At 50.6% G+C, this 25461-nt stretch carries 21 protein-coding genes and 3 tRNA genes; 13 read left to right on the forward strand and 11 right to left on the reverse strand.

Going from position 1 to position 25461, the window contains the following annotated elements; all coding sequences use genetic code 11:
- Positions 1–3: 3 nt before the first annotated feature.
- The 3 genes from AMM03_RS01510 to AMM03_RS01520 are packed head-to-tail and all read right to left on the reverse strand — an operon-like array spanning position 4 to position 4417.
- A complete protein-coding gene (locus AMM03_RS01510) occupies positions 4–1167 on the reverse strand; it encodes a putative HlyD family type I secretion protein (protein WP_090128708.1) in 1164 nt (387 codons plus the stop codon).
- A complete protein-coding gene (locus AMM03_RS01515) occupies positions 1164–3212 on the reverse strand; it encodes an ATP-binding cassette domain-containing protein (RefSeq protein ID WP_090129280.1) in 2049 nt (682 codons plus the stop codon). Before AMM03_RS01515 ends, AMM03_RS01510 begins: the two co-directional genes overlap by 4 nt.
- A 14-nt stretch (positions 3213–3226) precedes the next feature.
- Positions 3227–4417, reverse strand: coding sequence for a TolC family protein (locus AMM03_RS01520; RefSeq protein ID WP_255349614.1), 1191 nt, complete (start codon positions 4415–4417; stop codon positions 3227–3229).
- Positions 4418–4813: 396 nt separating this feature from the next.
- On the opposite strand from AMM03_RS01520, the gene AMM03_RS14090 reads away from it, so the two are divergent.
- A complete protein-coding gene (locus tag AMM03_RS14090) occupies positions 4814–4975 on the forward strand; it encodes a hypothetical protein (protein WP_194942719.1) in 162 nt (53 codons plus the stop codon).
- 18 nt (positions 4976–4993) lie between these two features.
- Here AMM03_RS14090 and hemH read toward each other — a convergent pair whose 3' ends face one another.
- On the reverse strand, positions 4994–6094 hold the full coding sequence (gene hemH / locus AMM03_RS01525; RefSeq protein WP_090128710.1) for a ferrochelatase: 1101 nt from the start codon (positions 6092–6094) through the stop codon (positions 4994–4996).
- Between the two features lie 18 nt (positions 6095–6112).
- Here hemH and AMM03_RS01530 point away from each other — a divergent pair, with 18 nt between their 5' ends.
- Positions 6113–6838 carry an HAD family hydrolase gene (locus AMM03_RS01530; RefSeq protein ID WP_090128711.1) on the forward strand — a complete coding sequence of 242 codons (726 nt, stop codon included), beginning with the start codon at positions 6113–6115 and terminating at the stop codon, positions 6836–6838.
- Here the strand turns inward: AMM03_RS01530 and hpnE are convergent.
- Genes hpnE through hpnC form a run of 3 tightly spaced genes read right to left on the reverse strand, consistent with a single transcriptional unit; the run spans position 6771 to position 9795 of the window.
- Entirely contained in the window at positions 6771–8096 is a 1326-nt protein-coding gene (hpnE, locus tag AMM03_RS01535) for a hydroxysqualene dehydroxylase HpnE (RefSeq protein ID WP_090128712.1), read from the reverse strand. The two genes, AMM03_RS01530 and hpnE, sit on opposite strands and share 68 nt — an antisense overlap.
- 14 nt (positions 8097–8110) lie before the next feature.
- Positions 8111–8950 carry a presqualene diphosphate synthase HpnD gene (gene hpnD, locus AMM03_RS01540; protein WP_090128713.1) on the reverse strand — a complete coding sequence of 280 codons (840 nt, stop codon included), beginning with the start codon at positions 8948–8950 and terminating at the stop codon, positions 8111–8113.
- Between the two features lie 26 nt (positions 8951–8976).
- The gene (gene hpnC / locus AMM03_RS01545) at positions 8977–9795 is read right to left on the reverse strand and encodes a squalene synthase HpnC (RefSeq protein WP_090128714.1); all 819 of its coding nucleotides are present in this window, start codon (positions 9793–9795) and stop codon (positions 8977–8979) included.
- 80 nt (positions 9796–9875) lie between these two features.
- Between hpnC and AMM03_RS01550 the strand changes: the two genes are divergently transcribed.
- From AMM03_RS01550 to AMM03_RS01590, 9 genes are all read left to right on the forward strand, one after another.
- Entirely contained in the window at positions 9876–11054 is a 1179-nt protein-coding gene (locus AMM03_RS01550; RefSeq protein ID WP_090128715.1) for an efflux RND transporter periplasmic adaptor subunit, read from the forward strand.
- 3 nt (positions 11055–11057) lie between these two features.
- Positions 11058–14210 carry an efflux RND transporter permease subunit gene (locus AMM03_RS01555; RefSeq protein ID WP_090128716.1) on the forward strand — a complete coding sequence of 1051 codons (3153 nt, stop codon included), beginning with the start codon at positions 11058–11060 and terminating at the stop codon, positions 14208–14210.
- 94 nt (positions 14211–14304) lie between these two features.
- A tRNA-Leu gene (locus tag AMM03_RS01560) sits at positions 14305–14391 on the forward strand.
- A 19-nt stretch (positions 14392–14410) separates the two neighbouring features.
- A complete protein-coding gene (tig, locus tag AMM03_RS01565; RefSeq protein ID WP_090128717.1) occupies positions 14411–15724 on the forward strand; it encodes a trigger factor in 1314 nt (437 codons plus the stop codon).
- A gap of 23 nt (positions 15725–15747) precedes the next feature.
- Positions 15748–16356: an ATP-dependent Clp endopeptidase proteolytic subunit ClpP gene (clpP, locus tag AMM03_RS01570; protein WP_090128718.1), complete on the forward strand. Its 609-nt coding sequence runs from the start codon at positions 15748–15750 to the stop codon at positions 16354–16356.
- Positions 16357–16481: 125 nt separating this feature from the next.
- Positions 16482–17747 (forward strand): ATP-dependent Clp protease ATP-binding subunit ClpX, encoded by a 1266-nt coding sequence (gene clpX / locus AMM03_RS01575; protein ID WP_055361098.1) that lies wholly within the window; start codon positions 16482–16484, stop codon positions 17745–17747.
- A 104-nt stretch (positions 17748–17851) separates the two neighbouring features.
- Positions 17852–20284, forward strand: coding sequence for an endopeptidase La (lon, locus tag AMM03_RS01580; protein ID WP_194942720.1), 2433 nt, complete (start codon positions 17852–17854; stop codon positions 20282–20284).
- Between the two features lie 96 nt (positions 20285–20380).
- Positions 20381–20456, forward strand: a tRNA-Gly gene (locus AMM03_RS01585).
- 72 nt (positions 20457–20528) lie between these two features.
- Positions 20529–20602 (forward strand) — tRNA-Cys (locus AMM03_RS01590).
- A 53-nt stretch (positions 20603–20655) separates the two neighbouring features.
- Here AMM03_RS01590 and AMM03_RS01595 read toward each other — a convergent pair.
- The 3 genes from AMM03_RS01595 to AMM03_RS01605 form a co-directional block, all read right to left on the reverse strand.
- Positions 20656–21180 (reverse strand): DUF1648 domain-containing protein, encoded by a 525-nt coding sequence (locus AMM03_RS01595; RefSeq protein ID WP_194942721.1) that lies wholly within the window; start codon positions 21178–21180, stop codon positions 20656–20658.
- 115 nt (positions 21181–21295) lie between these two features.
- Entirely contained in the window at positions 21296–22276 is a 981-nt protein-coding gene (locus tag AMM03_RS01600; protein WP_228764527.1) for a tripartite tricarboxylate transporter substrate-binding protein, read from the reverse strand.
- Between the two features lie 61 nt (positions 22277–22337).
- The gene (locus AMM03_RS01605; protein ID WP_090128720.1) at positions 22338–22928 is read right to left on the reverse strand and encodes a carboxymuconolactone decarboxylase family protein; all 591 of its coding nucleotides are present in this window, start codon (positions 22926–22928) and stop codon (positions 22338–22340) included.
- Positions 22929–23346: 418 nt separating this feature from the next.
- On the opposite strand from AMM03_RS01605, the gene AMM03_RS01610 reads away from it, so the two are divergent.
- Together AMM03_RS01610 and AMM03_RS01615 are read left to right on the forward strand one after the other, a co-directional pair.
- Entirely contained in the window at positions 23347–23760 is a 414-nt protein-coding gene (locus tag AMM03_RS01610) for a VOC family protein (protein WP_090128721.1), read from the forward strand.
- A gap of 59 nt (positions 23761–23819) precedes the next feature.
- Positions 23820–24398, forward strand: coding sequence for a restriction endonuclease (locus tag AMM03_RS01615; protein WP_090128722.1), 579 nt, complete (start codon positions 23820–23822; stop codon positions 24396–24398).
- Positions 24399–24407: 9 nt separating this feature from the next.
- Here the strand turns inward: AMM03_RS01615 and AMM03_RS01620 are convergent, their stop codons facing one another.
- Positions 24408–25457 carry a serine hydrolase domain-containing protein gene (locus tag AMM03_RS01620; protein ID WP_090128723.1) on the reverse strand — a complete coding sequence of 350 codons (1050 nt, stop codon included), beginning with the start codon at positions 25455–25457 and terminating at the stop codon, positions 24408–24410.
- Positions 25458–25461: the final 4 nt, after the last annotated feature.

Consider the following 25461-nt stretch of genomic DNA (forward strand, 5'->3'; position numbering starts at 1 on the left):
GGACTAACGCTCGTGAAGCGCCCCTGAGAAAGCTTTTTGAATGGGTTGGGTCAGGTATTTCCATACCGACCGAGAGCGTGTTCTTACGTCCAATGAAGCCGTCATGCCTGGTTTCAGGTCACTTGGTTTGATTCGATGAGAAGCTGCTAAAGGCGCTAATTCAACTTGAATGCGGTAATAGGTTTGCACCGAACCGTTAGGCCCCGACTCTGTGAGGGTGTCTGAACTGATGTGGCTCAATTTACCATTCAACATGCCGTACACACTGAAGTCAAATGCGTCCAACTTGATAGAAACTGGCAAACCCAATTTGAGGTCGCCAATGTCACTTGGATTGATCTTGGCTTCAATCACCTGACCACTTTCTGTGGGGGATATTTGCATCAGTTCATCGCCTGCGCGCAAAACACCGCCAACCGTATTGATTCGAATGACTTTGACAATGCCAGCGACGGGAGTGGTCAGCACACTGTGGTCAAGCAAGCTTTGACGTTCATTCAATTTGAATTGATGGGTCGAAATTTCTTCTTCTAATCGACCCAATTCTTGTTTGGCGTCTTGCAGGTATTTGTTCTTAACACTCAAGATGCGCCCTTGGCTTTCATGAATCTGGCGTTGTGATTTCATCAGCTCAATTTGGCTGAGATCACCCGATTTGAAAAGCGATTGGCTGATGCGCAGTTCTTCTTCTGAAAGAACTAGACTTGAATTTAAAAGTGCTAAATCCTCGTTCAAACTCTGTTTCTTTTGTTTGTAAATTTGTTCTTGGGCTAACTTGAAATGGCCGAGTCCATCGAACTTGGCATCAAAAGTCAAAAGTTCGCCGCTGGCTTCTGCGCTAGCGCGCATGTGGGCCGCTTGTAAAGCTGTGAGCTTGGCTTGAATTTCTTGATAGCCCGCTTCTGATCGTGTTGTTTCTAATTTGGCAACCACTTGCCCGGCTTGAACGCCTTGCCCTTCTGTGACCAAGAGTTGCGTCAATACGCCGCCATCTGCCGCTTGAATAATTTGATTTCTGGCAACTGCAATTACTTGACCGGTACTGCGAACGGTTTGGTCCATCTCGGATTGGGTCGACCAGGTGGCAAATAAAAAGAGACCGATCGCCAACAGGCGTGTTGCAGTTATTTGTTGGAGGGCATGAGCCCAAATTTGTGTATAGGTCATGCTTGAAGCTTTTGGATGACCTGCTCTTTGGGGCCGTCCAGCACAATTTGTTGATTGGCAATAACCACCAATCGGTCAACCAAGGTCAACATTTCTGGTTTGTGAGTGACCAACACCAAAGTGTCTTGGGGTCTCAAAGCTTGTTGCAGAGCCTTGGTAACGTGGTCTGCCAAGTTTCTGTCCATCGACGCTGTGGGTTCGTCCAATAGCCAAATACGCGGTCGTCTGAGAAATACGCGGGTTAAGTTCACCAGCTGACGTTGTCCGCCAGATAGACCTTGACCGCCTTCAAAAATGGGCAGATCAAAGCCCATGGGGTGTTGCGCAATGATTGCGTGATGAAGGCCAGTTTGGATGGCTACCCCTTTTAGAACTTCATCGCCCGGATCTAAGATGCCTACCAATAGGTTGTCCCGAAGGGTGCCTTCAAACAAGCGCCCCTCTTGTTGTAAATAGCCCAACTGCTCTGAGAGCAATGGTTTTGCAATGTGCGTCAGTGCAACGCCATCTAAGGTGATTTCACCTTTTTGAGGTTTGTACATGCCACTGAGCAAGCGAAGGAAGGTGGTCTTTCCCGATCCGATGGGACCCAAAACCCCAATTTTTTCGCCATGCTGTATTTGAAGCTGTGGTACTTTGAGTGCTGGCAGGGTGTTGTAGCTGTAGGCAACTTCCTCTAAGCGGTAAGCGCCTTGGATGTTCTGCAACACAATGGGTTGTTGGGCGTGATGGTCGTCAGGGAGTTGCCAAATCTGGTCAAGACCTTTCAGTGCTGATTTGCAGTAACCCCATTGAATCAATTGGCTTGGCAATGCAGCCACAGGTTGCAAAATGCGCCCCGACAAAATGGTGCAGGCAATGAGGCTGCCCATGCTCAATTGGCCTTCACTGATCATCAAGGCGCCAACCGCCACCATGCCAATGTAGGCCATTTGCTGAAAGGCCTGAATGCTGTGTTGGGCTGATTCACTGATGTTTTTCAGTCGGAATTCTTCTGTGCGGGCCGTATCTGACAGGTTTTGCCACAGACTCAATTGGCGCCAACCGCCTTGCCCTGATTTGAGAGTTTCGGCACCTTCAATGGACTCCACCAGCAAGCCTGTTTTGCGCATACTGGCCATGGCTGCCAAGTGGCTACGCGCTTCAATTTCATGAATGCTTTTTAGGCCAATCCAAATTGAAATCACTAAGAAAATCAAGGGTACCAACACAATCCAACCTGCTATGTTGGCAACGATTAAAAAGAAGATGATGGCAAATGGCGCGTCAATCAGCATTTGCGTTGCGGTGTTGCTCAAAAAACCTCTCACACTTTCGTAGGCTTTCAGCTGTCCAGCCAAGCTGCCTACGCTGTTCGGTAATGTGTCTAAGCGAATGTTCAAAAAGCGAAGAAACACCTCACGCCCCAATCGCTGGTCAATTTGGGAAATGATTTTTTCGTGAAGGTCAGACCGAATGGTGCGTGTCAGCCATTCAAAAAGGACAGCGCCCACAGCACCCAAGCTCAAGACCCAAAGGGTTGCACTAGCGCCGGTTGGCACAACACGGTCATAGACATGCATGCTGTAAAAAGAGATGACCAATGCCAGTACGTTGAGCATCAAACCACTGATGCAGGCATCGGTCAAAAGTCGTTTGTGTTGATAAAACTCAAATTTGATCAAGCGCCAGACAGGACTGGCTGATCGATCAAAAGGTGTTCGAAAATCAAGCTTGAACAAATCAAATGAACGCAGACTGCTTGTGCTTGATTCACCATCTGCCCCCTCCATAACCCACTCAGATTGCGCATTGAAGCTTTTCACAACAAAGCATTCCTCTTGTTTGGAGATGGCCAAGCAAGGTAAATAGGAAGGGTCTAAGTCAGAACCCTGAAGCCTTTGAAGGCTTGTCCACTGCATTTGCTTTTTGAGTGTGTTTAGACATTGCCCAACACGCAGGACAGTTGTGTTGATGCCTGCCAACGACATCTCAAGGGCTGGCTTGTCAATGCTTTGACGTTGCAACTGTGCCAAACGAAGAACAGCGGGGAGGAGGGTGTCCATTGCCTTTGTGGTCTTCATGGCGCAGCCCAACGCGCAACACCAAATGCAAAAATTTGTAAGCGCCAATAGCTCAGTTGCATGGCGGTGTCGTTTTCAATGAGAGCCAATTGACCTTGCATCGTTTCTTGCGCAGCATTCATGACTTCAATCCAAGTTTTCCGGCCGCTGTCAAATTGCCGAAGCCAAGCTGTTTGAATCTCTTGCATAGACTCTAAATTCAGATGCAATGTTTCGGCCTTGCTTTGCCTTGCAACGAGATTGAAAACATCAGATTGCACCGATTCGCTCAATAGGCGTTGGGTTAAGGCAATTTCATGCTGGGCACTGCCGTGTTTGGCCAACAGGCTGGCCACTTGATTTTGCAAGCTCAGCCCTGCGCCCGTAGAGGCTGTCATGCCAATCATCAGTCGATTGACATTTGGAGTGTTGGCATATGCGTAATTGCCGCGTTGGTGCTCGAAGCGCAAGTAAATGTCTGGCTGGTAGGCGGCTCGCTTCTCTTGAAGCTCAAATTCCTGCAGTCGCAATTGGCCCTCTAAACGCATTGCAACTGGCGATTGACGAGCGCTCAGTGATTCCCAATCGATGTTGTCGGTGGTGTTTAAGTGTGCTTTTAATTCAGGCCACGGTTCAGGGAAATCGATGGGGGGCTGACTGATCGACAAGGCTTCAGGCACCCATTGCTTCAATTTAAGCCATGCCAAGTCTTCTTGAATTTTTGTTTGTTTCGAAAGTTGGTTGACCATCGACACCCGAAGTCTTGAGAGCTTGACTTCACTTTGTGTCGACATGCCTTGCTCTGCGCGCCGCTCAATCTTGGTTTCTAAATTTTCAAGTTGGCTTCTGGTATTGAGCAGAACGACTTGTTGCCTTTGAGTGCTAAGCACTTCTATCCAGGCTTGTAAAGTCTTCACAGCCAGGCTCTGCTGAATCTCTAGCAGCTTGGCCAGTTCGATGTCTTGGTTGGCGAGGGTCTTGTTGAGCTGCGCGCTTAAGCGGCCACCTGTCCAGATTGGTTGTTGCAACTTGAAAATTGCCACTTGTGGTGAGCCAGCATAGGCAGGATCGATGCCGCCATTTGATTGTGCGCGCTCGACCGACAGGGTGGGCGTAGGGTAGAACGCTTGCTTAGAACCTTCAATGTCAAACCCAGCAGACTTCAAACTTTGAAGTTGGATCAATATCTGAGGATGTTCGAGAACCACCTTTTTCCAGAGAAGGTGCAGATATGCGGGAGTTTGGAAAAAAACCTGCGGCTCTTCAACCAAGCCAAGATCAGGATTTTTTGCGTTGGAATAAAGCGGTAAGACGCTTATCAACGCAAAAATACATAGCGATGTGTGCCTATATATTCTTTTGTATTTGTAAAAATGTAGCAGTAAAACTAACAGTTGTAAGTAACTTTATTATGACATCGATGTGAGTGAGCCTGTTTTTAACCAACACTTGGCCAAAGATTGAATTGTAGTAGCTATATAGTCCTCATTTTTAAATTCGAATCTCGTCGCGATAATGACCACAAACCTCTCACAAAGGGGGGCGTTTCATCAACAGAAAGCGGTCATGGCATTGGTATTTGATTTGGGCGGAGTGCTTTTAAATTGGCAACCCACAAAGTTGTTACAACAACTTTGGCCTCATCGAGTTTCATTGACGATGTGCAACACAACGTGGATGCCGCAGAGGCCCATGGTTGGACCGGTATTTGGTTTGAAAGCCATCAGCAGTTGAGGCAACACTTGGTCGTTTTCAAGCTGCTCTAAGCGTCAAATTTTGTAGGCTTAGTCTTTGGCGCCTAAGCCCAAGGCCAACTCTCTGGATTTGGCGTTGGCCACTGCTGCTTTTGCAACTTCAGAGCTCTGAGTTGGCCAGCCTTGCATGTGTTGTGCTGCAATGTCGGCCAAGGCATCTACCCACATCGGTTCATCGTTCAGGCAAGGTATGTAGTTGAAGGTTTTGCCGCCTGCATGCAAGAAGGCTTCGCGGCCTTCCATGCTAATTTCTTCAAGTGTTTCAAGGCAGTCACCCGTAAATCCTGGGCACACCACGTCGACACTTTGGGTGCCACTTTGGGCCAACGAAATCAGGGTGGGTTCGGTGTAGGGCTCAAGCCATTTGGCTTTGCCAAACCTTGACTGAAAAGTAACCATGTATTGATCTTTGCTGAGACCCAATTTTTCAGCCAACAGTCTGCCTGTTTTGTAACATTCGCAGTGGTATGGGTCGCCCAGTTGGAGTGTGCGCTCTGGCACGCCATGAAAGCTCATGACCAATTTTTCTGCACGCCCGTTTTGATCCCAATTTTTTTGGATGCGATGGGCCAGCGCGCCGATGTAGCCTGCATCGTCATGGTAATGATTGACAAACCGAAACTCAGGCAAGTTACGTGTCTTCAAACTCCAACGATGCGCCGCATCAAAAACGGGCGCTGTGGTGGTGCCGCTGTATTGTGGGTAAGCGGGCAACATCAAAATGCGTGTGGCGCCTTCTGTTTTCAAAGCATCAATTTGTGACTCAATGCTGGGCGAGCCATAGGTCATGGCGTACTTCACAGCCACGTGGTGCCCTTTTTTGTTCAATGCTTGTTGAAGGCCTTGTGCTTGTTTGTCGGTCCACACCCTGAGCGGGGAGCCTTCATCGGTCCAAATGCTGGCGTATTTGGCTGCCGATTTGGCGGGGCGAACGCGCAGAATAATGCCGTGAAGAATGAGCCACCAAATGGCTTTGGGAATTTCGACCACGCGTGAGTCGCCCAAAAATTGGGCCAAATAGCGGCGCAATGCAGGCGCTGTCGGTTCGTCGGGTGTACCCAGATTGCAGTAAAGCACACCTGTTTTGGCACTTTGTCCGTGTTGAAAAGGGGGTTCTTTTTGAAAAGCCATGCGTTATTCTCTCTCACCATGATCGATTTTTTTAAAATTAAGGCCATCTCCCTCGATTTGAACGACACTTTGTGGCCCGTTTGGCCCACCATAGGTCGTGCCGAGGAAACGCTTGCGGCCTGGCTGGCCCAAAAAGCGCCCCAAACAGTGCCCTTGTGCGCAATTCCGGGGTATCAAAGACAAATTCGCGAGGAAATGCCCAAGCTGCGTCCCGATTTGGGCAATGACTTGTCAGCGCTGCGGCGAGAGGCCATTCGGGTTCTGCTACAAAGAGCGGGTGAAGATCCCAATTTGGCTGAGCCAGCTTTCGAGGTCTTTTTTGAAGCAAGGCAAAACGTCATCTTCTTTGAAGACGCCATGCCAGCTTTAGATTTTTTGAAGTCTAAGTACCCGATGGTGGCTTTGTCCAATGGCAATGCCGATGTTCACAAGGTAGGACTTGGCAATTATTTTGTGGCCGCATTCAACCCGATTAACTTAGGGGTGAGCAAACCCGATGCCAAAATGTTTCATGTTGGCGCACAGGCCTTGGGTGTTTTGCCAGAGGAAGTGCTTCACATTGGCGACGACCCTCACTTGGATGTGTTGGCTGCGCAACGTGCCGGTATGCAATCAGTGTGGATCAATCGCGAGCAAAAACAGTGGCCCCATGAAACTCACCCCGCACCTTTTACCGTCATGGGTTTGAAAGAGTTGTGTGAGGCATGGCCTGAATTCCCGACATCACAGCCCCTTCCAAGGTAGCAGGGTAGGGGCCTTCGATGTAGTCCCCGCAGACACTCAGGTGAGGGTGCGGATTGGCACTCGGTCTTTGCAAATTGGGTGTGCAGGCAAAGGTGGCCCGCTTTTCAACCACGGTTTGAATAACTTGCAGCTTCTCTATGTCTTCGGCCGAATACCCCAAAGTTTTCAACAGGTCTTTCGCCTGTTGAATCACTTGTGTTTCTAGCACCGCGTTCGATTCTCTAGCGGAGCTGGCCACAAAGGCTAACAAGCCAGGCGTGTTGGCTTGTTGGCAGATCAAGCCTCTGTCAAAAACAAATTGTGCGGGTGCTTGTATGTTGGACACCAAGGACATCATGGGTTGAGGCAACTGCAAATCAATGGGCGCTTGAATGTAAACAGTGGCAATGGCTTCGTATTCAATTTGCTGAGTTTGTGCTGACCATGATTCGTTGAAGGGTGCTATCAATCGGGCAGCTTCACTGGCTGTTGTGGCCACCACCACATGGTCAAAATCATCGCCATTAATTTGCCAATATGACGAACTGTTATCGACCCGTTGGATGTTTTCTATTCGAATACCCAAACGGCAATCAACGCCTTTTTTTTGTAGCCATTGAACGGCGGCATTGGGAAAAATTTGTCCTAAATCTTGTTTGGGCAGCATCAAGTCAGCGCTGCCAGAAGGCCCCAGCAGTGCATCTTGCATCACTCTCAAAAACACACGGCCACTGGCTTCGTGAGAGGGCGTATTCAGGGCGGCGACACACAGCGGATCAATCAAGTCTTGCATCAGTGTGGGTGTCAGGCCATGACAGATGTCAGCCACGCTCAAGTGTGCTTCGCATAAAAACTTGTTCAGTTGCCATTGAAAGGCTTTTTGCAACAGGCGCCATTTGTCAATCAGTCGCCAGCCTTTGGCTGTAGCAATGCCCCAAACCAAATTCAAAGGGGAGGGCCAATTCTTCAAGGCCAAGCCTGTGCCATCGGGCTTGATCAAATGCAAAGGCAATCGCCAAAGTGCATCGGTTTCTTGAACGCCCACTGTCCTCATCATGCGCATGCTTTGATGGTAGGCCCCAATCAAAATGTGTTGGCCATTGTCCAACACCATGTCCTTCTTGCCCTGAACGGTCAGGCTGCGTGCACGGCCGCCCCAATGCCGACTGGCTTCTATCAAGCTGACTTGATGACCTGCTTGGGTTGCGCAGATGGCCGCACTAAGTCCAGCCCAGCCAGCGCCAATGATTGCAATTTTTTGAGGGGCTTTGTGAGTCACGTGCACTAGGCGCTTCAGAGCCGTCCGAGCGCTTGAACTTTCCACGCCAACCAAAGTTTTCGAAGCGGTGTGAGCGACACACGCTGATGCAAAACTTGAAAATTGTCGGCTTCAATTTCACGCAACAAAGTTCTGTAAATGCTGGCCATCATGAGGCCTGGTTTTTGAGTTTGCTTGTCGGCTGCGGGCAATAGCGCAAAAGCCTCTTCGTACAAAGCATGCGCGCGTGAAGCTTGAAATTTCATCAGGGCTGTGAAGCGATCTGAATACTGTCGTTGCATCAAATCCTGGGCTTTGACATCGAATTGTTTGAGCTCATCAATGGGCAAATAAATTCGGCCGCGCATGGCATCTTCACCCACATCGCGCAGGATGTTGGTTAACTGAAAGGCCAATCCCAAGGTGTGAGCGTATTGGGTGGTTTGCGGGTCTGTTTGACCAAAAATTTTGGCAGCGACTTCACCCACTACACCGGCCACCAAATGACAGTAGCGCTTTAAGCCTGGGTAATCCAAATAGCGTGTTTGGGTCAGGTCCATTTGGCAGCCTTCAATGACCGACAACAAATGGTTGGCCTCAATGCCAAAGTCATGTGTATGCACCATGAGCGCCTTCATGACAGGGTGTGTTGGATTTCCTGCAAAAGATTGAAGCACTTCGTTTTGCCACCAAGCCAATGTGCTCTGAGCCACGCTAGGGTCTGAAATTTCATCGACCACATCATCAACCTCGCGGCAGAATGCGTAAAAAGCGGTGATGGCGGCACGCCTGTTGGCGGGTAAAAACAAAAAGGCGTAATAAAAACTGCTGCCAGAATTGGCCGCCTTTTGTTGAACGTATTCTTGGGGTGTCATGGTGCTCGATTGTCTCACTCGCTGGCCTACATCCAGAGCATGCGCCACAAAATGACGGGGGCATCCCAGGCCTTCAAGGTGGCACGCTGTTCAAAAGCCATGGGGCCGAGTTTTTGAACTTTTTCCAAAACCCGTAGCCCGCCTTGAACCACCCCTCTGAGTTCCCAACCTGCTCGGCCAGGCACTTGACGGACCAAAGGTGCACCAGAGAGCATGAGTTTGTAGGCATGCTGACAAAGATGCTGTACCAGCGCTTTGTTGTCCATGGATTTTTGTAAATCTTGCGGCACATAAAACCGGCCCCTGGGAATATCCTCACTCAGGTCTTGCCAGAAGTTAATCAATTGAAGAGCGCTGCAAATGGCATCGCTTTTCCTTAGTGCGTCTTCATCGGTCACGTCATAAAGGTACAGCAAAAGACGGCCCACGGGGTTGGCTGACAACTCACAATACTGGATTAAGTCTTGAAGGGTTTGAGCTTGACTGGCCTGCGCTGTCGCGACGACATCCTGCTCAAAGGCTTTCAGTAAATCATTCAAGTACTGAACTGGTAATTTGAAATTTTGAATAATCCGGTGCAAGGGGATGAATATTTCAGGATGCAAGCCTGCGTCAGTTGGGCCGTGCATCAGTTCGTGGCGAAAGGCTTGCAATGCAGCAAGCCTTTGGGTTGCATCTTGTTGGCCTTCGTCTGCAATGTCATCGGCTGCGCGGGCAAATGCATAAATGGCCGCAATGGCGGGCCGCAAGTGCGGAGGGCACAGCCAGGACGCCACCGGAAAATTTTCGGGGTGGGTCACTGGAAGCACTTTGACTTCTTGAAAAGCTGGGGGTTGATTGGCCATGGGTTCGAGTATTTTCGCTTGACAAGACTCATGGATTACCCTAGATTACTAACCAGTCAGTCATTAATTTGGAACACGCCATGCGTCAGTCTTTTTCGCCCCTGAGGGGCACGCCATTGCTTGGCGATTCTTCTTTGAATGCTTCTTCGGGTCGTATTTTGACCGGTACGGTGGCCTTGACGTTGGCCCTCGGTAGCGTGTTGGTATTGTCGGCTTGCTCTCCCAAACAAGCAGCCCCTGAACCCATCCGTGCCGTCAAGCTCCTGACCGTCGGCGCTTCTGACCTCAATGTTCAAGGCGAATATGCGGCCGAGGTGAGGGCGCGCGTTGAAACCCGTTTGGGCTTCAGGGTGGGCGGCAAAATTTTGGTCAGACAAGCAGAAGCAGGTCAGCGCGTTCAAGCAGGTCAAGTTTTGGCTGAGGTCGATGTGCAAGATTACGCCTTGGCGGCACAAGCTGCCCAAGCCCAAGTGGTCGGCGCCAGGACACAACGTGATTTGGCCGCAGCCGATTTCAAACGCTATGAAGCGCTGTTGGCTCAAAACTTCATCAGCGCGGCTGAATTGGAAAGACGCTCAGCCGTTTTGAAGGCAGCGCAAGCCACCCTCGATCAGGCCTTGGCCCAAGCGCAATCCCAAACGAATCAAGCAAGCTATGCCAAATTAACGGCCCCCACGGCGGGTGTCATTACGGCTGTAGAGGCAGAGCCGGGCCAAGTGGTCTCGGCGGGTCAACCCGTTGTTCGCTTGGCCCAAGAGGGTCCCCGAGATGCTGTGTTTGCAGTGCCCGAGCATGTGGTCAGCCGTTTGAAAATGGGTCAAAAAATGTCTGCCACTGTGGGCAACACCAATCAAGTGGTGCAAGGCCAAGTGCGCGAAATTGGCGCCAGTGCCGATCCAGTCACGCGCACTTTCACAGTGAAGTTGGGCTTGGTCAAAGCCGAGGCCTTGCCTTTGGGTGCTACGCTGAATGTGCAAGCGCCCCAGCTGGCGGGTAGTCAATCCGATGTCATCAAAGTCCCTACCAACGCATTGCGACAAGAGGGCACTCAAACAACGGTTTGGGTTTTTGACCCACAGACTTCGACGGTGGCATCGCAAGTGGTTCAAGTGGCTACCGCCGATGGCAACGAAGTGGTCATTGCTGCAGGTTTAAAAGCGGGTCAACAAATTGTGAGTGCGGGTGTGCATGTGTTGTCGCCAGGCCAAAAAGTGTCGGTCTACAACGCCAACACAGCACCTACCACACAGGCGAAGTAAACCATGCGCACAGAACCCAAAGCAGGTTTCAACCTGTCTAAATGGGCGTTGGATCATCCTGCGCTTACCCGTTATCTCATGCTGGTCTTGATGCTCTTGGGCGTCTTTGCATTTTTCAATTTGGGTCAAGACGAAGATCCGCCCTTTACATTTCGTGTGATGGTGGTTCGGGCTTATTGGCCAGGCGCTACTGCCCAGCAAGTGGCCGAGCAGGTGACTGACAAATTGGAGCGAACACTTCAAGAAGTGCCCTTTGCAGACAAAATTCGCAGCTACTCAAAGCCCGGCGAAGCGCAAATTATTTTCCAAATCAAGGACTACTCCAAACCCGCCGAAGTGGCCAATGTTTGGTACACCGTGCGCAAAAAAATTGGTGACATGCGAGGCACCTTACCGCCAGGTGTTGTGGGCCCTTTCTTTGTGGATGATTTTGGTGACGTTTATGGTGTGATCTACGCGCTGCAGGCCGATGGTTTTTCGCCGGCAGAAGTTAAGAAATTTGCAGATGACATTCGACAAAAAATCTTACGTGTTCAAGACGTGGCCAAAGTCGAACTCTTTGGTGTTCAAGACGAAAAAGTCTTCATCGAAATTTCGCAAAAGAAACTGGCCAGCATGGGACTCGATATGGGTGCCATCATCGGTCAACTCAGTCAACAAAATGCGGTGGAGTCTGCAGGCACTTTGAACTTGCCCAAGGATGCAGTACAGCTGCGTGTCAATGGTCAATTCAATAGCCTAGAGGCTTTGCGACAAATGCCCATTCGCGGTGTATCGGGTCAGCAAATTAGGTTGGGCGACCTCGGTACTATCCGTCAAGATTACATCGATCCGCCCATGGTTAAAGTCAGGCACAACGGTGAATCTGTAATTGGTCTTGGCGTCTCTATGGCCAAGGGCGGTGACATCATCGAATTGGGCAAAGCACTCAAGGTCAGCATTGACGGTATTGAGAAATCTTTGCCTGCGGGCGTGCGCTTGGTTCAAGTGCAAGACCAACCCAAAGCGGTTTCAAGTTCTGTGAATGAGTTTTTGAAAACCTTGGTAGAAGCGGTTGGCATCGTGTTGGCCGTCAGTTTCTTGGCGCTTGGACTTCACAAGCGCCCTGGCGTTCATCCCTTGTGGCGCCGTTGGACCTTGGACATTCGGCCAGGTTTGGTGGTGGGCATCACCATTCCCTTGGTGCTAGCGGTGACGTTTTTGGCCATGGATTATTTCCACATTGGCCTGCACAAAATCTCTTTAGGTTCGCTCATTATTGCGTTGGGTTTGCTGGTGGACGACGCCATCATTGCCGTTGAGATGATGGTTCGAAAAATGGAAGAGGGCTACGACAAAGTGCGCGCGGCCACTTTTGCTTACGAACTCACGGCCATGCCCATGTTGACTGGCACGCTCATTACGGCAGCTGGTTTCTTGCCCATTGGTTTGGCCAAGTCCATGACGGGTGAGTACACCTTTGCTATTTTTGCAGTCACCGTCATTGCCCTGCTCATTAGTTGGGTGGCTTCGGTTTACTTTGTGCCTTACCTGGGCACACTGCTTTTAAAAACGCCGCCGCATGTGACGGCTTCAGAAGACGCAGTCGTTCACGAAATGTTCGATACGCCTTTCTATCAAACCTTCAGGCGTGCAGTCACTTGGTGCGTCGTACACAAATGGAAAACCATTGCCATTACGCTCTTGCTATTTGTCTTGGGTATTGTGGGCATGGGCAAAGTACAGCAGCAGTTTTTCCCAGACTCTAGCCGTCCCGAAATCATGGTCGATGTGTGGTTGCCAGAAGGCGCTAGTTTTGCGGCCACCGAAGAGGTGTCAAAACGCATCGAAAAGCGTCTGATGGATGAGCAGGGTGTGAACAGTGTCAGCACTTGGGTGGGCTCGGGCGTTCCGCGTTTTTATTTGCCACTCGACCAAGTCTTTCCTCAGTCCAATGTGTCTCAACTCATTGTGATCCCCAAGGATTTAAAAGTCAGAGAGTCTTTGAGAATCAAATTGCCAGCTTTGTTGGCCGCTGAGTTTCCTGAGGTTCGGGGTCGCGTCAAGTTGTTGCCCAATGGTCCGCCCGTTTCTTATCCTGTGCAGTTTCGAGTGGTCGGTGCCGATCCATTGGCTTTGCGTCTCAAGGCAGATGAAGTGAAGGTGGCCATGCGCGGCAATGCCAATACGCGAGGCGTGAACGACAACTGGAACGAGTCTGTCAAAGTCATTCGACTCGAAGTCGATCAAGCCAAAGCACGCGCCTTGGGTGTCACCAGTCAGTCCATTGCACAGGCCTCCAAAACTATGTCGTCTGGATCTACGGTGGGTCAGTATCGCGATGGCGATAAATTAATCGATATCGTTCTAAGGCAGCCGCTTTCAGAACGAAACGCCATCACGGATTTGGCAGGTGCCTATGTGCCTACCGCTTCTGGCAAATCAATTCCTTTATTGCAAATTGCCAAGCCTGTCTTCAATTGGGAGCCTGGTGTGATGTGGCGTGAAGGTCGAAATTACGCCATTACCGTCAATGCCGATGTCATTGAAGGCATTCAAGGCGCCACGGTTACAAACCAGTTGTTGCCAGAACTTAAAAAGTTAGAGGCCACATGGCACGGAGCAGGGCAGGGCGACTACCGCATTGAAGTGGCTGGCGCTGTTGAGGAGAGCTCTAAAGGTTCTGCATCCATTGCTGCGGGTATGCCGCTCATGTTGTTCGTCACTTTCACGCTGCTCATGCTGCAACTTCAAAGTTTCAGCCGAGCCCTCTTGGTGTTCCTAACCGGACCGCTGGGTATGGCGGGCGTGGCTGGCGCTTTGCTGGTCTTGGATCGTCCTTTTGGCTTTGTGGCTTTACTAGGCGTCATTGCCTTGATGGGCATGATTCAGCGCAACTCAGTCATTCTGATCGACCAAATTGAGCAGGACAGAGCTGCCGGTGTGCCGGCTTGGGAGGCCATTGTCGAATCCGCGGTCAGGCGTTTGAGGCCCATCGTTTTAACTGCTGCAGCCGCTGTATTGGCCATGATTCCGCTCTCAAGAAGTGTTTTCTGGGGGCCAATGGCCGTGGCCATCATGGGGGGATTGATTGTGGCAACAGCCTTAACCCTGTTGGCCTTGCCGGCCATGTATGCGGCGTGGTTCAAGGTGGCGCCACCCCCTAAATCGGTCTAAACCCGATGATTGAAAGGGGGACTTCGGCTCATAAGTCCCCACTTCCATGGTTAAAATAGAAGGTTGACCGATTCAACCCATTTGGATGGGACCCGCGCGGGTGGCGAAATTGGTAGACGCACCAGGTTTAGGTCCTGACGGTAGCAATACTGTGCGGGTTCGAGTCCCGCCCCGCGCACCACTTACTAAAAGAGAAGATCATGGCAGTTACTGTTGAAACATTGGAAAAATTGGAACGCAAAATTAGCTTGTCACTGCCAGTGACTGCAATCCAATCTGAAGTCGATGCCCGTTTGAAAAAAATGGCGCGCACCGTCAAGATGGACGGTTTCCGTCCAGGCAAAGTTCCCATGAATGTGGTTGCTCAGCGCTACGGTTATTCAGTTCAATACGAAGTCATGAACGACAAAGTGGGCGAGGCTTTTGCCCTTGCTGCCAACGAAGCCAAAGTGCGCGTTGCAGGTCAGCCCCGTATTTCTGAAAAAGAAGGCGCACCCGAAGGTGAATTGGCCTTTGACGCTATTTTTGAAGTCTATCCAGAAGTCAAACTGGGTGACTTGTCTGAAGCCAGTGTCGAAAAAACACACGCCGAAGTCACAGACGAAGCCATCGACAAAACTGTCGATATTTTGCGCAAGCAACGCCGCACTTTCTCACAGCGTCCTGCTACCGAAGCGGCCATCGACGGCGACCGCGTCACCGTTGACTTCGAAGGAAAAATTGACGGTGAAGTGTTCTCTGGCGGCAAGGCTGCTGACTTCCAATTCTTGGTTGGCGAAGGCCAAATGTTGAAGGAATTTGAAGAAGCCGTGCGCGGCATGAAAAATGGCGAAAGCAAAACTTTCCCATTGGCATTCCCAGCCGACTACCATGGTCAAGACGTGGCCGGCAAAACAGCCGACTTTATGGTCACCCTCAAGAAAATTGAAGCAGCTCACTTGCCCGAAGTGAACGAAGCTTTGGCCAAGTCACTGGGCATTGCCGACGCAACGGTTGAAGGCTTGCGTGCCGACATCCGCAAAAACCTCGAGCGCGAAGTCAAGTTCCGTTTGCAAGGCCGCAACAAACAAGCTGCCATGAATGCTTTGGTTGAAAAAGCCGAGCTCGACTTGCCCAACTCTGTGGTGCAAAACGAAATTGAGCGTTTGAAAGATGGCGCCCGCGCCGACCTCAAACAACGCGGCATCAAAGACGCCGACAAAGCCCCCATCCCTGATGACATCTTCCGTCCTCAAGCCGAAAGCCGCGTGCGCTTGGGCTTGGTGGTGGCCGAGTTGGTCAAGGCCAACACTTTGAACGCCACCGAAGCGCAAATCAAAGCCCACATTGAAGAACTGGCTTCCAGCTACGAGCGTCCTGAAGACGTGGTGCGTTGGTACTATAGCGACAACCAACGCATGGCTGAAGTTGAAGCCGTGGTCATTGAGACCAACGTGTCTGACTTCATCATGTCCAAGGCCAAAGTCACTGAAAAAACCATCTCCTTTGACGAGTTGATGGGCCAGCAGGCTTAATTCACAACCCCTTTGGAACCCACATGAATTCATTCGACATTCAAGCTCTGGGCAACGTGCCCATGGTGATCGAAACGTCAGGACGCGGTGAACGCGCCTATGACATTTACTCCCGCTTGCTCAAAGAGCGTGTGATTTTCTTGGTGGGTGAAGTCAACGACTACACAGCCAACTCTGTGGTGGCGCAGTTGTTGTTTCTAGAAAGCGAAAATCCTGAGAAGGATATCTCTTTCTACATCAACTCGCCTGGTGGTTCCGTCAGTGCAGGCATGGCCATCTATGACACCATGAACTTTATCAAGCCCGATGTGTCCACCTTGTGCACCGGCATGGCGGCCAGCATGGGCGCGTTTTTGTTGTCTGCCGGCACCAAGGGCAAGCGTTTTTCGTTGCCCAATTCCAAGGTCATGATTCACCAGCCTTTGGGCGGTACACGGGGTCAAGCTACCGAAATTGAGATTCATGCCCGTGAAATCCTCAAAACTCGCGAGCAACTCAACAGAATCTTGGCTGAGAACACCGGCCAACCCTTGGAAAAGATCCAATTGGACACCGAGCGCGACTACTATTTGTCGGCCGATGAAGCCAAAGAATACGGTCTGATTGACCAAGTTATTGCAAAACGTCCCTGAGATGCAACAAACAGGGCCAGAAAGTCAGCTTTCTGACCTGTTTTTTGAAGACGGCGCCCCCTTTATGGGAGAGCGCCGTTTTTCTTTCGTTATCATAGGGAAAACAGAATCACAGGGCGTCGTTTATGGCCGATAAAAAAGGCTCAGTTACCGAAAAGAATTTATATTGCTCCTTCTGTGGCAAAAGCCAGCACGAAGTGAAGAAGCTCATCGCGGGCCCATCGGTCTTCATTTGCGACGAGTGCATCGACTTGTGCAACGACATCATTCGCGATGAGTTGCCCGCTACCGAAATTGCCAAAGATACCAAAAATGGTTTGCCCACACCTTTGGACATCAAATCCAATTTGGACAACTACGTCATTGGTCAAGAAAAAGCCAAGCGCACTTTGGCGGTGGCTGTGTACAACCACTACAAACGCTTGAAGCACAAAGAAGGCGCCAAAAAAGAAGACGTCGAATTGGCAAAGAGCAACATCTTGCTAATTGGCCCCACTGGCTCTGGCAAAACCTTGCTGGCCCAAACTTTGGCGCGCATGCTCGATGTGCCTTTTGTCATGGCCGACGCCACCACACTGACCGAAGCCGGTTATGTGGGTGAAGACGTTGAGAACATTGTTTCCAAGTTGCTGCAAAGTTGCAACTACGACGTCGAGCGTGCACAGCGCGGCATTGTGTACATCGACGAGATCGACAAAATCACACGCAAGTCAGACAACCCCTCCATCACGCGCGACGTGTCGGGTGAGGGTGTTCAGCAAGCCTTGCTCAAGCTCATTGAAGGCACCATGGCCAGCGTGCCACCGCAAGGCGGCCGCAAGCATCCCAATCAAGACTTCTTGCAAATTGACACCACCAACATTTTGTTCATTTGCGGTGGCGCATTTGCAGGTTTAGAAAAAGTCATCGAAAACCGCACAGAAGCTTCTGGCATTGGTTTTGGCGCCGTTGTCAAAAGCAAAAAGCAACGTTCACTCACCGAAGTCTTCACAGAAGTCGAACCCGAAGATTTGATCAAGTTCGGCCTCATTCCCGAACTGGTGGGCCGCATGCCTGTGGTGGCCACTTTGGCCGAACTCACAGAAGAAGCCTTGGTTCAAATCTTGACTGAACCCAAAAATGCCTTGGTCAAACAATTTGGCCAGTTGCTCAACATGGAAGGCGTCGAACTAGAGATTCGTCCCGAAGCTTTGCACGCCATTGCCAAAAAAGCCTTGGCCCGCAAAACTGGTGCACGTGGCTTGCGTTCCATTCTGGAGCAAGCCCTGATCGACACCATGTTTGAACTGCCCAACGCAAGCAATGTCGAAAAAGTGGTGGTGGACGCGTCCACCATCGAAGAAAACCACGTGCCTTTGCTGGTCTACCGAGAGTCGGCCAAGCAAGCTTGAATTTTTTCCAGCCCACCCCCTGAACCCGATCAATAACCCTATGACCTCAAGGCTTGAAATCGGTAAAACAGGGGCCATCTATCCCCCAAACCCAAGGGAATCAAATGTCTGGACACACACCGCTACCCGCTGAATTGATTGACTTGCCGATGTTGCCTTTGCGCGATGTCGTGGTCTTTCCGCACATGGTCATCCCACTTTTTGTGGGCCGACCCAAAAGCATCAAGGCGCTCGAAAGCGCCATGCTCACCGACCGCCGCATCATGCTGGTCGCCCAAAAAACAGCCGCCAAGGATGAGCCCGAAGCCACCGACATGTTTGAAGTCGGTTGCATTTCTACCATCTTGCAAATGCTCAAACTGCCCGATGGCACCGTCAAGGTCTTGGTCGAAGGTCAGCAACGCGCCAAGGTGCAAACCATTGCCGATGGCGAAGCTCATTTTGTGGCCACCGTCATGCCCGTTCAAGTGGCTGCCGAGAAAGCCGAGCAAAGCAGCGAAATTGAAGCGCTGCGCCGCGCGGTCATGCAGCAGTTTGACCAGTACGTCAAACTGAATAAAAAGATTCCACCCGAAATTCTGACGTCCATTTCCAGCATCGATGAGCCAGGCCGTTTGGCTGACACCATCGCTGCGCACTTGCCGCTCAAGTTAGAGAACAAGCAAGTGGTGCTCGACTTGGCCAGCATTCGCGATCGTTTGGAAAATCTCTTCACGCAACTTGAGCGTGAAGTCGACATTCTTAACGTCGACAAAAAAATCCGCGGTCGCGTCAAGCGCCAGATGGAAAAGAATCAGCGCGATTTCTATTTGAATGAGCAAGTCAAGGCCATTCAAAAAGAACTGGGTGAAGGCGAAGAGGGCGCCGACATCGAAGAGATCGAAAAGAAAATCAAAGCCGCCAAAATGCCTGCGGAAGCACGCAAGAAGGCCGATGCCGAGCTCAAGAAACTCAAGCTCATGTCGCCTATGTCGGCAGAGGCTTCTGTAGTGCGCAACTACATCGAAGTACTGACCGGCTTGCCGTGGAGCAAGAAGACCAAAATCAAACACGACTTAGGCAATGCCGAAGGTGTATTGAATGAAGACCACTATGGTCTGGAAAAAGTCAAAGACCGCATCATGGAATACCTGGCGGTGCAGCAGCGCGTCGACAAAGTCAAAGCGCCTATTCTTTGTTTGGTCGGCCCTCCTGGTGTGGGTAAAACTTCCTTGGGCCAATCCATTGCCAAAGCCACAGGACGCAAATACGTTCGCATGGCCTTGGGCGGTATGCGAGACGAAGCCGAAATTCGCGGTCATCGCCGCACCTACATTGGCGCCATGCCCGGCAAAGTGTTGCAAAGCCTAACCAAGGTCGGCACGCGCAATCCTTTGTTCTTGCTGGACGAAATTGACAAGCTGGGCACCGACTTCCGCGGTGATCCTTCCAGCGCGTTGCTAGAGGTCTTAGACCCCGAGCAAAATCACACCTTTGGCGATCACTACGTCGAAGTTGATTTTGATTTGAGCGATGTCATGTTCGTGGCCACTTCCAACTCCATGAACATTCCTTCTGCGCTGTTAGACCGCATGGAAGTCATTCGTTTGTCGGGCTATACCGAAGACGAAAAAACCAGCATTGCCATTAAATATTTGCTACCCAAGCAACTTAAAAACAATGGTGTCAAGGTTGAAGAACTCAACATCAGCGATGCTGCTGTTCGCGACGTGGTTCGTTACTACACGCGTGAAGCTGGCGTGCGTTCACTCGAGCGTGAACTGTCTAAGATATGCCGCAAAGTGGTCAAGAGCTTGTTGCTCAAGCAAATGACTGCGCCTGTGCTGGTGACGCCAGACAATTTGAACGATTTCTTGGGTGTGCAGAAGTACACCTATGGCCGCGCTGAAGCAGCCAACCAAGTGGGCCAAGTGGTTGGTTTGGCTTGGACAGAAGTCGGCGGCGATTTGCTCACCATTGAAGCCGCTCTCATGCCAGGCAAGGGTGTCATTACCCGCACCGGCTCCTTGGGCGATGTCATGAAAGAGTCTGTGGAAGCCGCTCGTACCGTGGTTCGCAGCCGGTCTCGCATGTTAGGCATCAAAGACGATGTCTTTGAGAAAAAAGATTTGCACATTCACGTGCCCGATGGTGCGACACCCAAAGATGGCCCAAGTGCTGGCGCCGCCATGACCACGGCCATGGTGTCTGCTATGACAGGCATTCCTGTGCGCGCCGATGTGGCCATGACTGGCGAAATTACGTTGCGCGGTGAGGTTACAGCCATTGGCGGCTTGAAAGAAAAGCTGTTGGCTGCCTTGCGTGGTGGCATCAAGACCGTTCTCATTCCGGAAGACAACGTCAAAGACCTGCAAGACATTCCTGAAAATGTCAAAAATGGTCTGGAAATTGTGCCTGTGAAGTGGATCGACAAAGTCTTGGAAGTGGCCCTTGAGAAGATGCCTCAGGCCTTGCCTGATGACGAGCCTGCTGCCGTAGAAGCCCCCGTGGTTTCAGAGGCAAAAGCCGGTGACAAAACGGGTGCCGTAAAGCATTGAGAGAATTTTTCAAGCGCCTTTAAAAATTCTTAAAAATTGCGCTACAATTCGTCCAACGCAGACAAAGCGGCATAGAATGCTGAGTTGATTGCAAATGCGGGATTAGCTCAGTTGGTAGAGCGATACCTTGCCAAGGTATAGGTCGAGAGTTCGAGCCTCTTATCCCGCTCCAAACATTGAAAGATTGACCAACATCTTTCAGCAAATCAGGGAAGCAACCGCTTCCCTTTTTTGTCGCATATACGGCGCGGTAGCAAAGCGGTTATGCACCGGATTGCAAATCCGTGTAGGTCGGTTCGACTCCGGCCCGCGCCTCCAAATGAAAAAGCCACTGTTTTTTGAACAGTGGCTTTTTTTATGCTTTCTAGCTTTCAAATCTTTTTTGCGTCAGGCAATTTAAATCGACGAAGAAGCAGTATTGACCAGATGCCACTCAATACCAAGAAAAAAATCGATCCTAGATAAAAATCAGAAGCCGGCACAGCAGGGAGCTGTTGTGCATTGGCTTGAATGACAAGCCAATGCACATAACTTAAAAAAATCAAAAGAAAACAAGCAAATACACGCATCCATAAATTCAAGGTGTAAAAAGTATCTGCCCTGTTTTCAGGGGCAAGCCAATACTCGCGGTGAGGAATGTTGATCAAGCTAGGAGGCAACTTACCTAGCACCAGGGGCATCAGCGCCAAGAGACCAGGCACACCCACTACAACAGCAAGCATGGTGTAGGTGTAGCTTTCCTTGCTCATGAAGCCGTCAGCAATACCCTCTGCGTTGAAATGCGAGGCCATTCTGGGCGGTAGATTGGCGCTGCTACTGGTTACAAAATAAATGGCAAAAATCATCAAAACCAAAAAGCTGAGATTGATGTATTTTTGCTTGAAAAGTTTGTCCATAAAATGAAAAAAGGTTTGAAGCGAAAAAGCCACTTCCACGAGAATCAATTTGATCTCTGCCCATATTAAGGGCCAAATAATGGAGCGGCTAGATTTTAAAAATCTTCAAGCTTGATCAGTTGGGCTGCACGCCAGCCTTGATCAACAAGCCACCCAAGGTTTCAATTTCATTTTTCAAATGAGCCCTGAGTGCATTGGGCGTGGCCTGTTCCACACTGACAGCTGCAACGCCCATGCCATCCAAACGGTTGATCACTTCTGCATCAGTCACCGATTTTTGCAATGCGGCAGTGAGTTTGTCTAGGACCGGTTTGGGAGTGCCTTTTGGTGCATAAAGCCCAAATGAAATATTGATTTCAAAGCCTTTGACGCCAGCTTCTGCAATGGCCGGTGTGTTGGGCAAAGAAGGCAAGCGGTTTTTGCCTGCTGAAGCATAAGCCTTGATTTTTCCGTTCTTCACAGAAGGCACAGTGCCTGATGTTTGATCGCACAAGACATCGACCTGGCCGCCCATCAGGTCGGTCAGCGCGGGGCCTGTGCCTTTGTAGGGAATTTCATTGAGCTGCACACCCAGCACATTCATCATCATGAGGCCACACAAATGGGATGCAGAGCCTACGCCCGCATGGGCCAAGCTGACTTTCTTTTGGTTGGTTTTGAGATAAGAAACAAATTCGTTCAGGTCTTTAGGGGGGAACTCGTTTCTGGCCACAATCACCATGGGGCCGCTGGTGGCAGAGCCAATAGGCTCGAAATCGTCCACGGGGTGGTAGCTTAGGTTTTTGTACATGGCCAAATTGGTGGCGTGGCTCACGTGAATCATGAGCAGGGTGTAGCCATCAGGCTTGGAGCGAGCCACCTTGGCCGTCCCAATGGAACCGGCCGCACCCGCCGTGTTGTCAACCACAATTTGTTGCCCCAAAATCTTTTGCATTGAACCTGCAAAGAGGCGCGTGATGGTATCGCCAGGGCCGCCAGCCGCATAGGGCATCACCATGGTGATGGGTTTGTTGGGGTAGTCTTGCGCTTGCGCCTGTGTCATCCAAAAACACGCAGACGAGATGGCAAGGAGGGGCATCCATTTTTTGAGGTTCATAAGAAGTCCTGGTAGTCGTGAATTAAGAAATATTTAATTTGTTGGCGTTAGATAGCGGCCCTTAAGCCAAGAGTCGGCTGCGAATGGTCATGGGCTCTAGCACTTCAAGCGGCAACTCGCCACCCCCTGGAATGCCGACTTGTGTGGCGTTCAAAAGCATCGAGACCATGACATAAGTGCCAGACAAAACTGTCAGGTCAATGACCGCTTGTTCTCCCATTGTGTCGACAGCCTCTTGCCAAAGAGCATCTGGCACGCGGTGGTTCAGGCTGAGTTGAATGCAATAGTCATACACCAAACGCTCGTCGTCTTGCATGCTGCTGGGACGTTTGCATTCGCGCAAATCTTTCATGACAGCCTCTGACAAACCCGCTTTGCGAGCAATGATTTCGTGAGCCCACCATTCGTACTGGGCATTTGAAATACGGGCTTGAATAAGAATGGCAAATTCATTCAGTCGTTTGTTGACCGATGTTCTAAAGCGCAAGTAATCTAAATGATCAAAGCACCTTCGGGCCATTTCAGGGCTTCGAAGCAATGCGTTGTAAGGGCCGCCTAGGGCTGCACTAGAAACTTTAAGGATGTCGTCTGCCAATGGTTTAACCGCATCGGGCAGGGCGTCGTAGGAGATTTGGGTGAGTCTTTCAGTCATTCCCAAATTTTAGATTGATGCTTCTTTTTGGGGGGAGTGCTTACCCGAAGGGGTGTCAAGTTGGCGATAGTAAAAGATCAACTTGTCTTGGGGGGATGGGGTTTAGGCACAAAACCAAGACAAGGCCGTCCGTCTGAATTCATCACTTGAATGCTAGGCAATATTTGCGATTTGAATCCCAGTAGCTTGCAGGAGTAGGGCATTTTGGGATCCCAACTGGTGGCAAAGTGAACACACTTCCAACAGTTGACCTGACCTAAGTGAGAGGGGGGGCTTGCCACAGTGAATCAATGAATAAAGTTGATGGTCGCTATCATAAAGAATGATTCAGAATCAGGTGCTTTTAATTTTGAATGCGGGGTTATTCAATCGCGCCCTAAAATCATGACATCGACTTCATTTAACAGGTAAGCCTCATATGCAACCCTTCCACCTAGCATTTCCCGTCACATCCTTGGCCAAGGCGCGCGCCTTCTATGGCGATTTATTGGGATGTCCGGAGGGACGATCAAGCGAAGATTGGATCGACTTCAACTTTTATGGCCATCAAATTGTGGCGCACCTAAGCCCTTCTGAAGCGGGCCATCACAATACCAGCGCCGTTGATGGCGACAACGTGCCCGTCAGGCATTTTGGCTTGGTCATGGAGATGGGGCAGTGGGAAGCCTTGGCCGAAAAACTGAAACTGGCGGGCACCCAATTTGTGATTGAACCCCACATTCGCTTCAAAGGCCAAGTGGGTGAGCAAGCCACCATGTTTTTCTTGGACCCCTGCGGCAATGCTGTGGAGTTCAAGGCCTTTGCCAATCCTGCCAGTTTGTTTGCCAAGTAATCTAAACAAGGCTTGCAGCGACATTCAATTCGTTTGAATGTGAAGCTGCAATCAGATCCATGAAATTCAAGATGTCAGACAAATCGCTGTTTGCGATTTTGTTGCGTTCGCCCTGGTGGTACAGCTTTTTAATCGCTGCGCTCATGATGCTGCTTGCACGGGTTTTCTTGCCCGAAGCCTATCGCGGTGTCGGCATGATCAGCGCCATGCCATTTGGTATCTTGGGTGTCATTGCGGCCTGGCGTCAACGCAACAAGCCTTCGCCCGAAGCTGTCTCTTTAGCCTTGACCAACTTGGCCAGCATGTCGTGGAAGCAATTTTTGCCCGTCATGGAACAAGCATTTGTTCAGCAAGGTTTCACTGTCATTCACTTGAACTCAAGCGCTGCAGACTTGAAGCTAGATAAATCAGGTCAAGTTACTTTGGTTAGCTGCAAGCGCTGGAAGGCTGCCACCTTGGGGGTGGAGGTACTCCGTGATTTGACATCTTTGCAAGCTTCTGAAGATGCAAGCTATGCTGCTTGCATTAGCCTTAGTTTGCCAACTGGCGTGGCACTTAAATTTGCCAAAGACAACGGCATCCAATTGATCTGTCAGGACGAATTGGCTGCGCTTTGTTTGAAGGCGTTAAAGGCCTAAGCAGCTTCTTCAAGCCTTGAGGGCTTGCATGATGCGTGCAATGCAGTCATTGGTTTTGGCTGCATCAATCCAGCGCAGGATACAAACCAGTTCGAGCTCTGGATCCACCCAGGTCACAGACGAGCCGGCACCAATGGCAAACCATGAACTGCGAGGCGCATCTTTGAACAAGGCGCCGTCCTTGTTGAGCCAAATTAGGTAGCCGTAGTAGGGCGCTACATCGCAGGGTTGCTGCATCATTTGAAGCCACTTGGCCGATAGTATCTGCTGGCCCTTGTAGGTGCCATTGTCCATAAGCATCAAGCCAATCAGTGCTTGGTCCATGGCCGAAATGGAAACGCCGCCGCCCCAATGACTGCCACCTGGCACCGACATCATGCGTTGGCCATTGACCTGCGTCCAACCTTGCTCGTAGCCTACCCACTGAAACTCATCCGAACAGCCCAAAGGTTTGCGGAAATATTCTTCAAATACTTCTGGCAACGGGCGCTTGAACAAATGCAACAAGGCCAAAGAGAGTTGGTTGATGCGAACGTCGTTGTACTCAAACCTAGAGCCAGGTTCGCCAAGAGGTCTAGCGTCGCCTTTGGTACCGCCTGCTTCGCCAGTTTGGTAAGCCAGCCAGCGGTAGCGGTCTACTTGTTCTGGAATGCCTAGGCAAGTGCCTTCCCATTCGCTGGTTTGTTGGAACAGGTGATGCCACGTAATGCGTGACATGCGCTCGCCCTCAAAGCCAATGCCAGGACATTGTTGGACAACAGGGGTGTGAACGTCTTGAATCAAGCCTTGATCAAAGGCCAAACCAGCCAACAAAGCCAAATAGGTTTTTGCCACGCTGAAGGTGAGGTCGGCTTTGTGAGGCTCGCCCCATTGGGCAAGCAATTGATTCTTTTGAAAAATGACACCAGACACAGGGCCTCGGCCGTGCACCGGGCCATACAAGCGGTTGTAGGGTGGGGGGTCGGCATCGTGAATGCCCCAAGGCGGCGAGTTGTCTCGGGTCCAGGGAGTTTCGCTGGATTGAATAAATTCAATGGCGTCTTGAAGCAAATTAGGCATGGTT

The sequence above is a fragment of the Limnohabitans sp. Rim11 genome (assembly GCF_001269365.1).
Lineage (GTDB): Bacteria > Pseudomonadota > Gammaproteobacteria > Burkholderiales > Burkholderiaceae_C > Limnohabitans_A.

Excerpts from the sequence above, each read along its gene's own strand:
- AMM03_RS01595 (WP_194942721.1), bottom strand. The coding sequence starts at position 21,180 with ATGGACAAACTTTTCAAGCAAAAATACATCAATCTCAGCTTTTTGGTT.
- clpP (WP_090128718.1), top strand. The coding sequence starts at position 15,748 with ATGAATTCATTCGACATTCAAGCTCTGGGCAACGTGCCCATGGTGATC.
- AMM03_RS01610 (WP_090128721.1), top strand. The coding sequence starts at position 23,347 with ATGCAACCCTTCCACCTAGCATTTCCCGTCACATCCTTGGCCAAGGCG.
- AMM03_RS01620 (WP_090128723.1), bottom strand. The coding sequence starts at position 25,457 with ATGCCTAATTTGCTTCAAGACGCCATTGAATTTATTCAATCCAGCGAA.
- AMM03_RS01605 (WP_090128720.1), bottom strand. The coding sequence starts at position 22,928 with ATGACTGAAAGACTCACCCAAATCTCCTACGACGCCCTGCCCGATGCG.
- hemH (WP_090128710.1), bottom strand. The coding sequence starts at position 6,094 with ATGGCTTTTCAAAAAGAACCCCCTTTTCAACACGGACAAAGTGCCAAA.
- tig (WP_090128717.1), top strand. The coding sequence starts at position 14,411 with ATGGCAGTTACTGTTGAAACATTGGAAAAATTGGAACGCAAAATTAGC.
- hpnC (WP_090128714.1), bottom strand. The coding sequence starts at position 9,795 with ATGGCCAATCAACCCCCAGCTTTTCAAGAAGTCAAAGTGCTTCCAGTG.
- AMM03_RS01555 (WP_090128716.1), top strand. The coding sequence starts at position 11,058 with ATGCGCACAGAACCCAAAGCAGGTTTCAACCTGTCTAAATGGGCGTTG.
- AMM03_RS01600 (WP_228764527.1), bottom strand. The coding sequence starts at position 22,276 with ATGAACCTCAAAAAATGGATGCCCCTCCTTGCCATCTCGTCTGCGTGT.
- AMM03_RS01515 (WP_090129280.1), bottom strand. The coding sequence starts at position 3,212 with ATGGACACCCTCCTCCCCGCTGTTCTTCGTTTGGCACAGTTGCAACGT.
- hpnD (WP_090128713.1), bottom strand. The coding sequence starts at position 8,950 with ATGACACCCCAAGAATACGTTCAACAAAAGGCGGCCAATTCTGGCAGC.
- AMM03_RS01510 (WP_090128708.1), bottom strand. The coding sequence starts at position 1,167 with ATGACCTATACACAAATTTGGGCTCATGCCCTCCAACAAATAACTGCA.
- lon (WP_194942720.1), top strand. The coding sequence starts at position 17,852 with ATGTCTGGACACACACCGCTACCCGCTGAATTGATTGACTTGCCGATG.
- AMM03_RS01615 (WP_090128722.1), top strand. The coding sequence starts at position 23,820 with ATGAAATTCAAGATGTCAGACAAATCGCTGTTTGCGATTTTGTTGCGT.
- clpX (WP_055361098.1), top strand. The coding sequence starts at position 16,482 with ATGGCCGATAAAAAAGGCTCAGTTACCGAAAAGAATTTATATTGCTCC.
- AMM03_RS01550 (WP_090128715.1), top strand. The coding sequence starts at position 9,876 with ATGCGTCAGTCTTTTTCGCCCCTGAGGGGCACGCCATTGCTTGGCGAT.
- AMM03_RS01530 (WP_090128711.1), top strand. The coding sequence starts at position 6,113 with ATGATCGATTTTTTTAAAATTAAGGCCATCTCCCTCGATTTGAACGAC.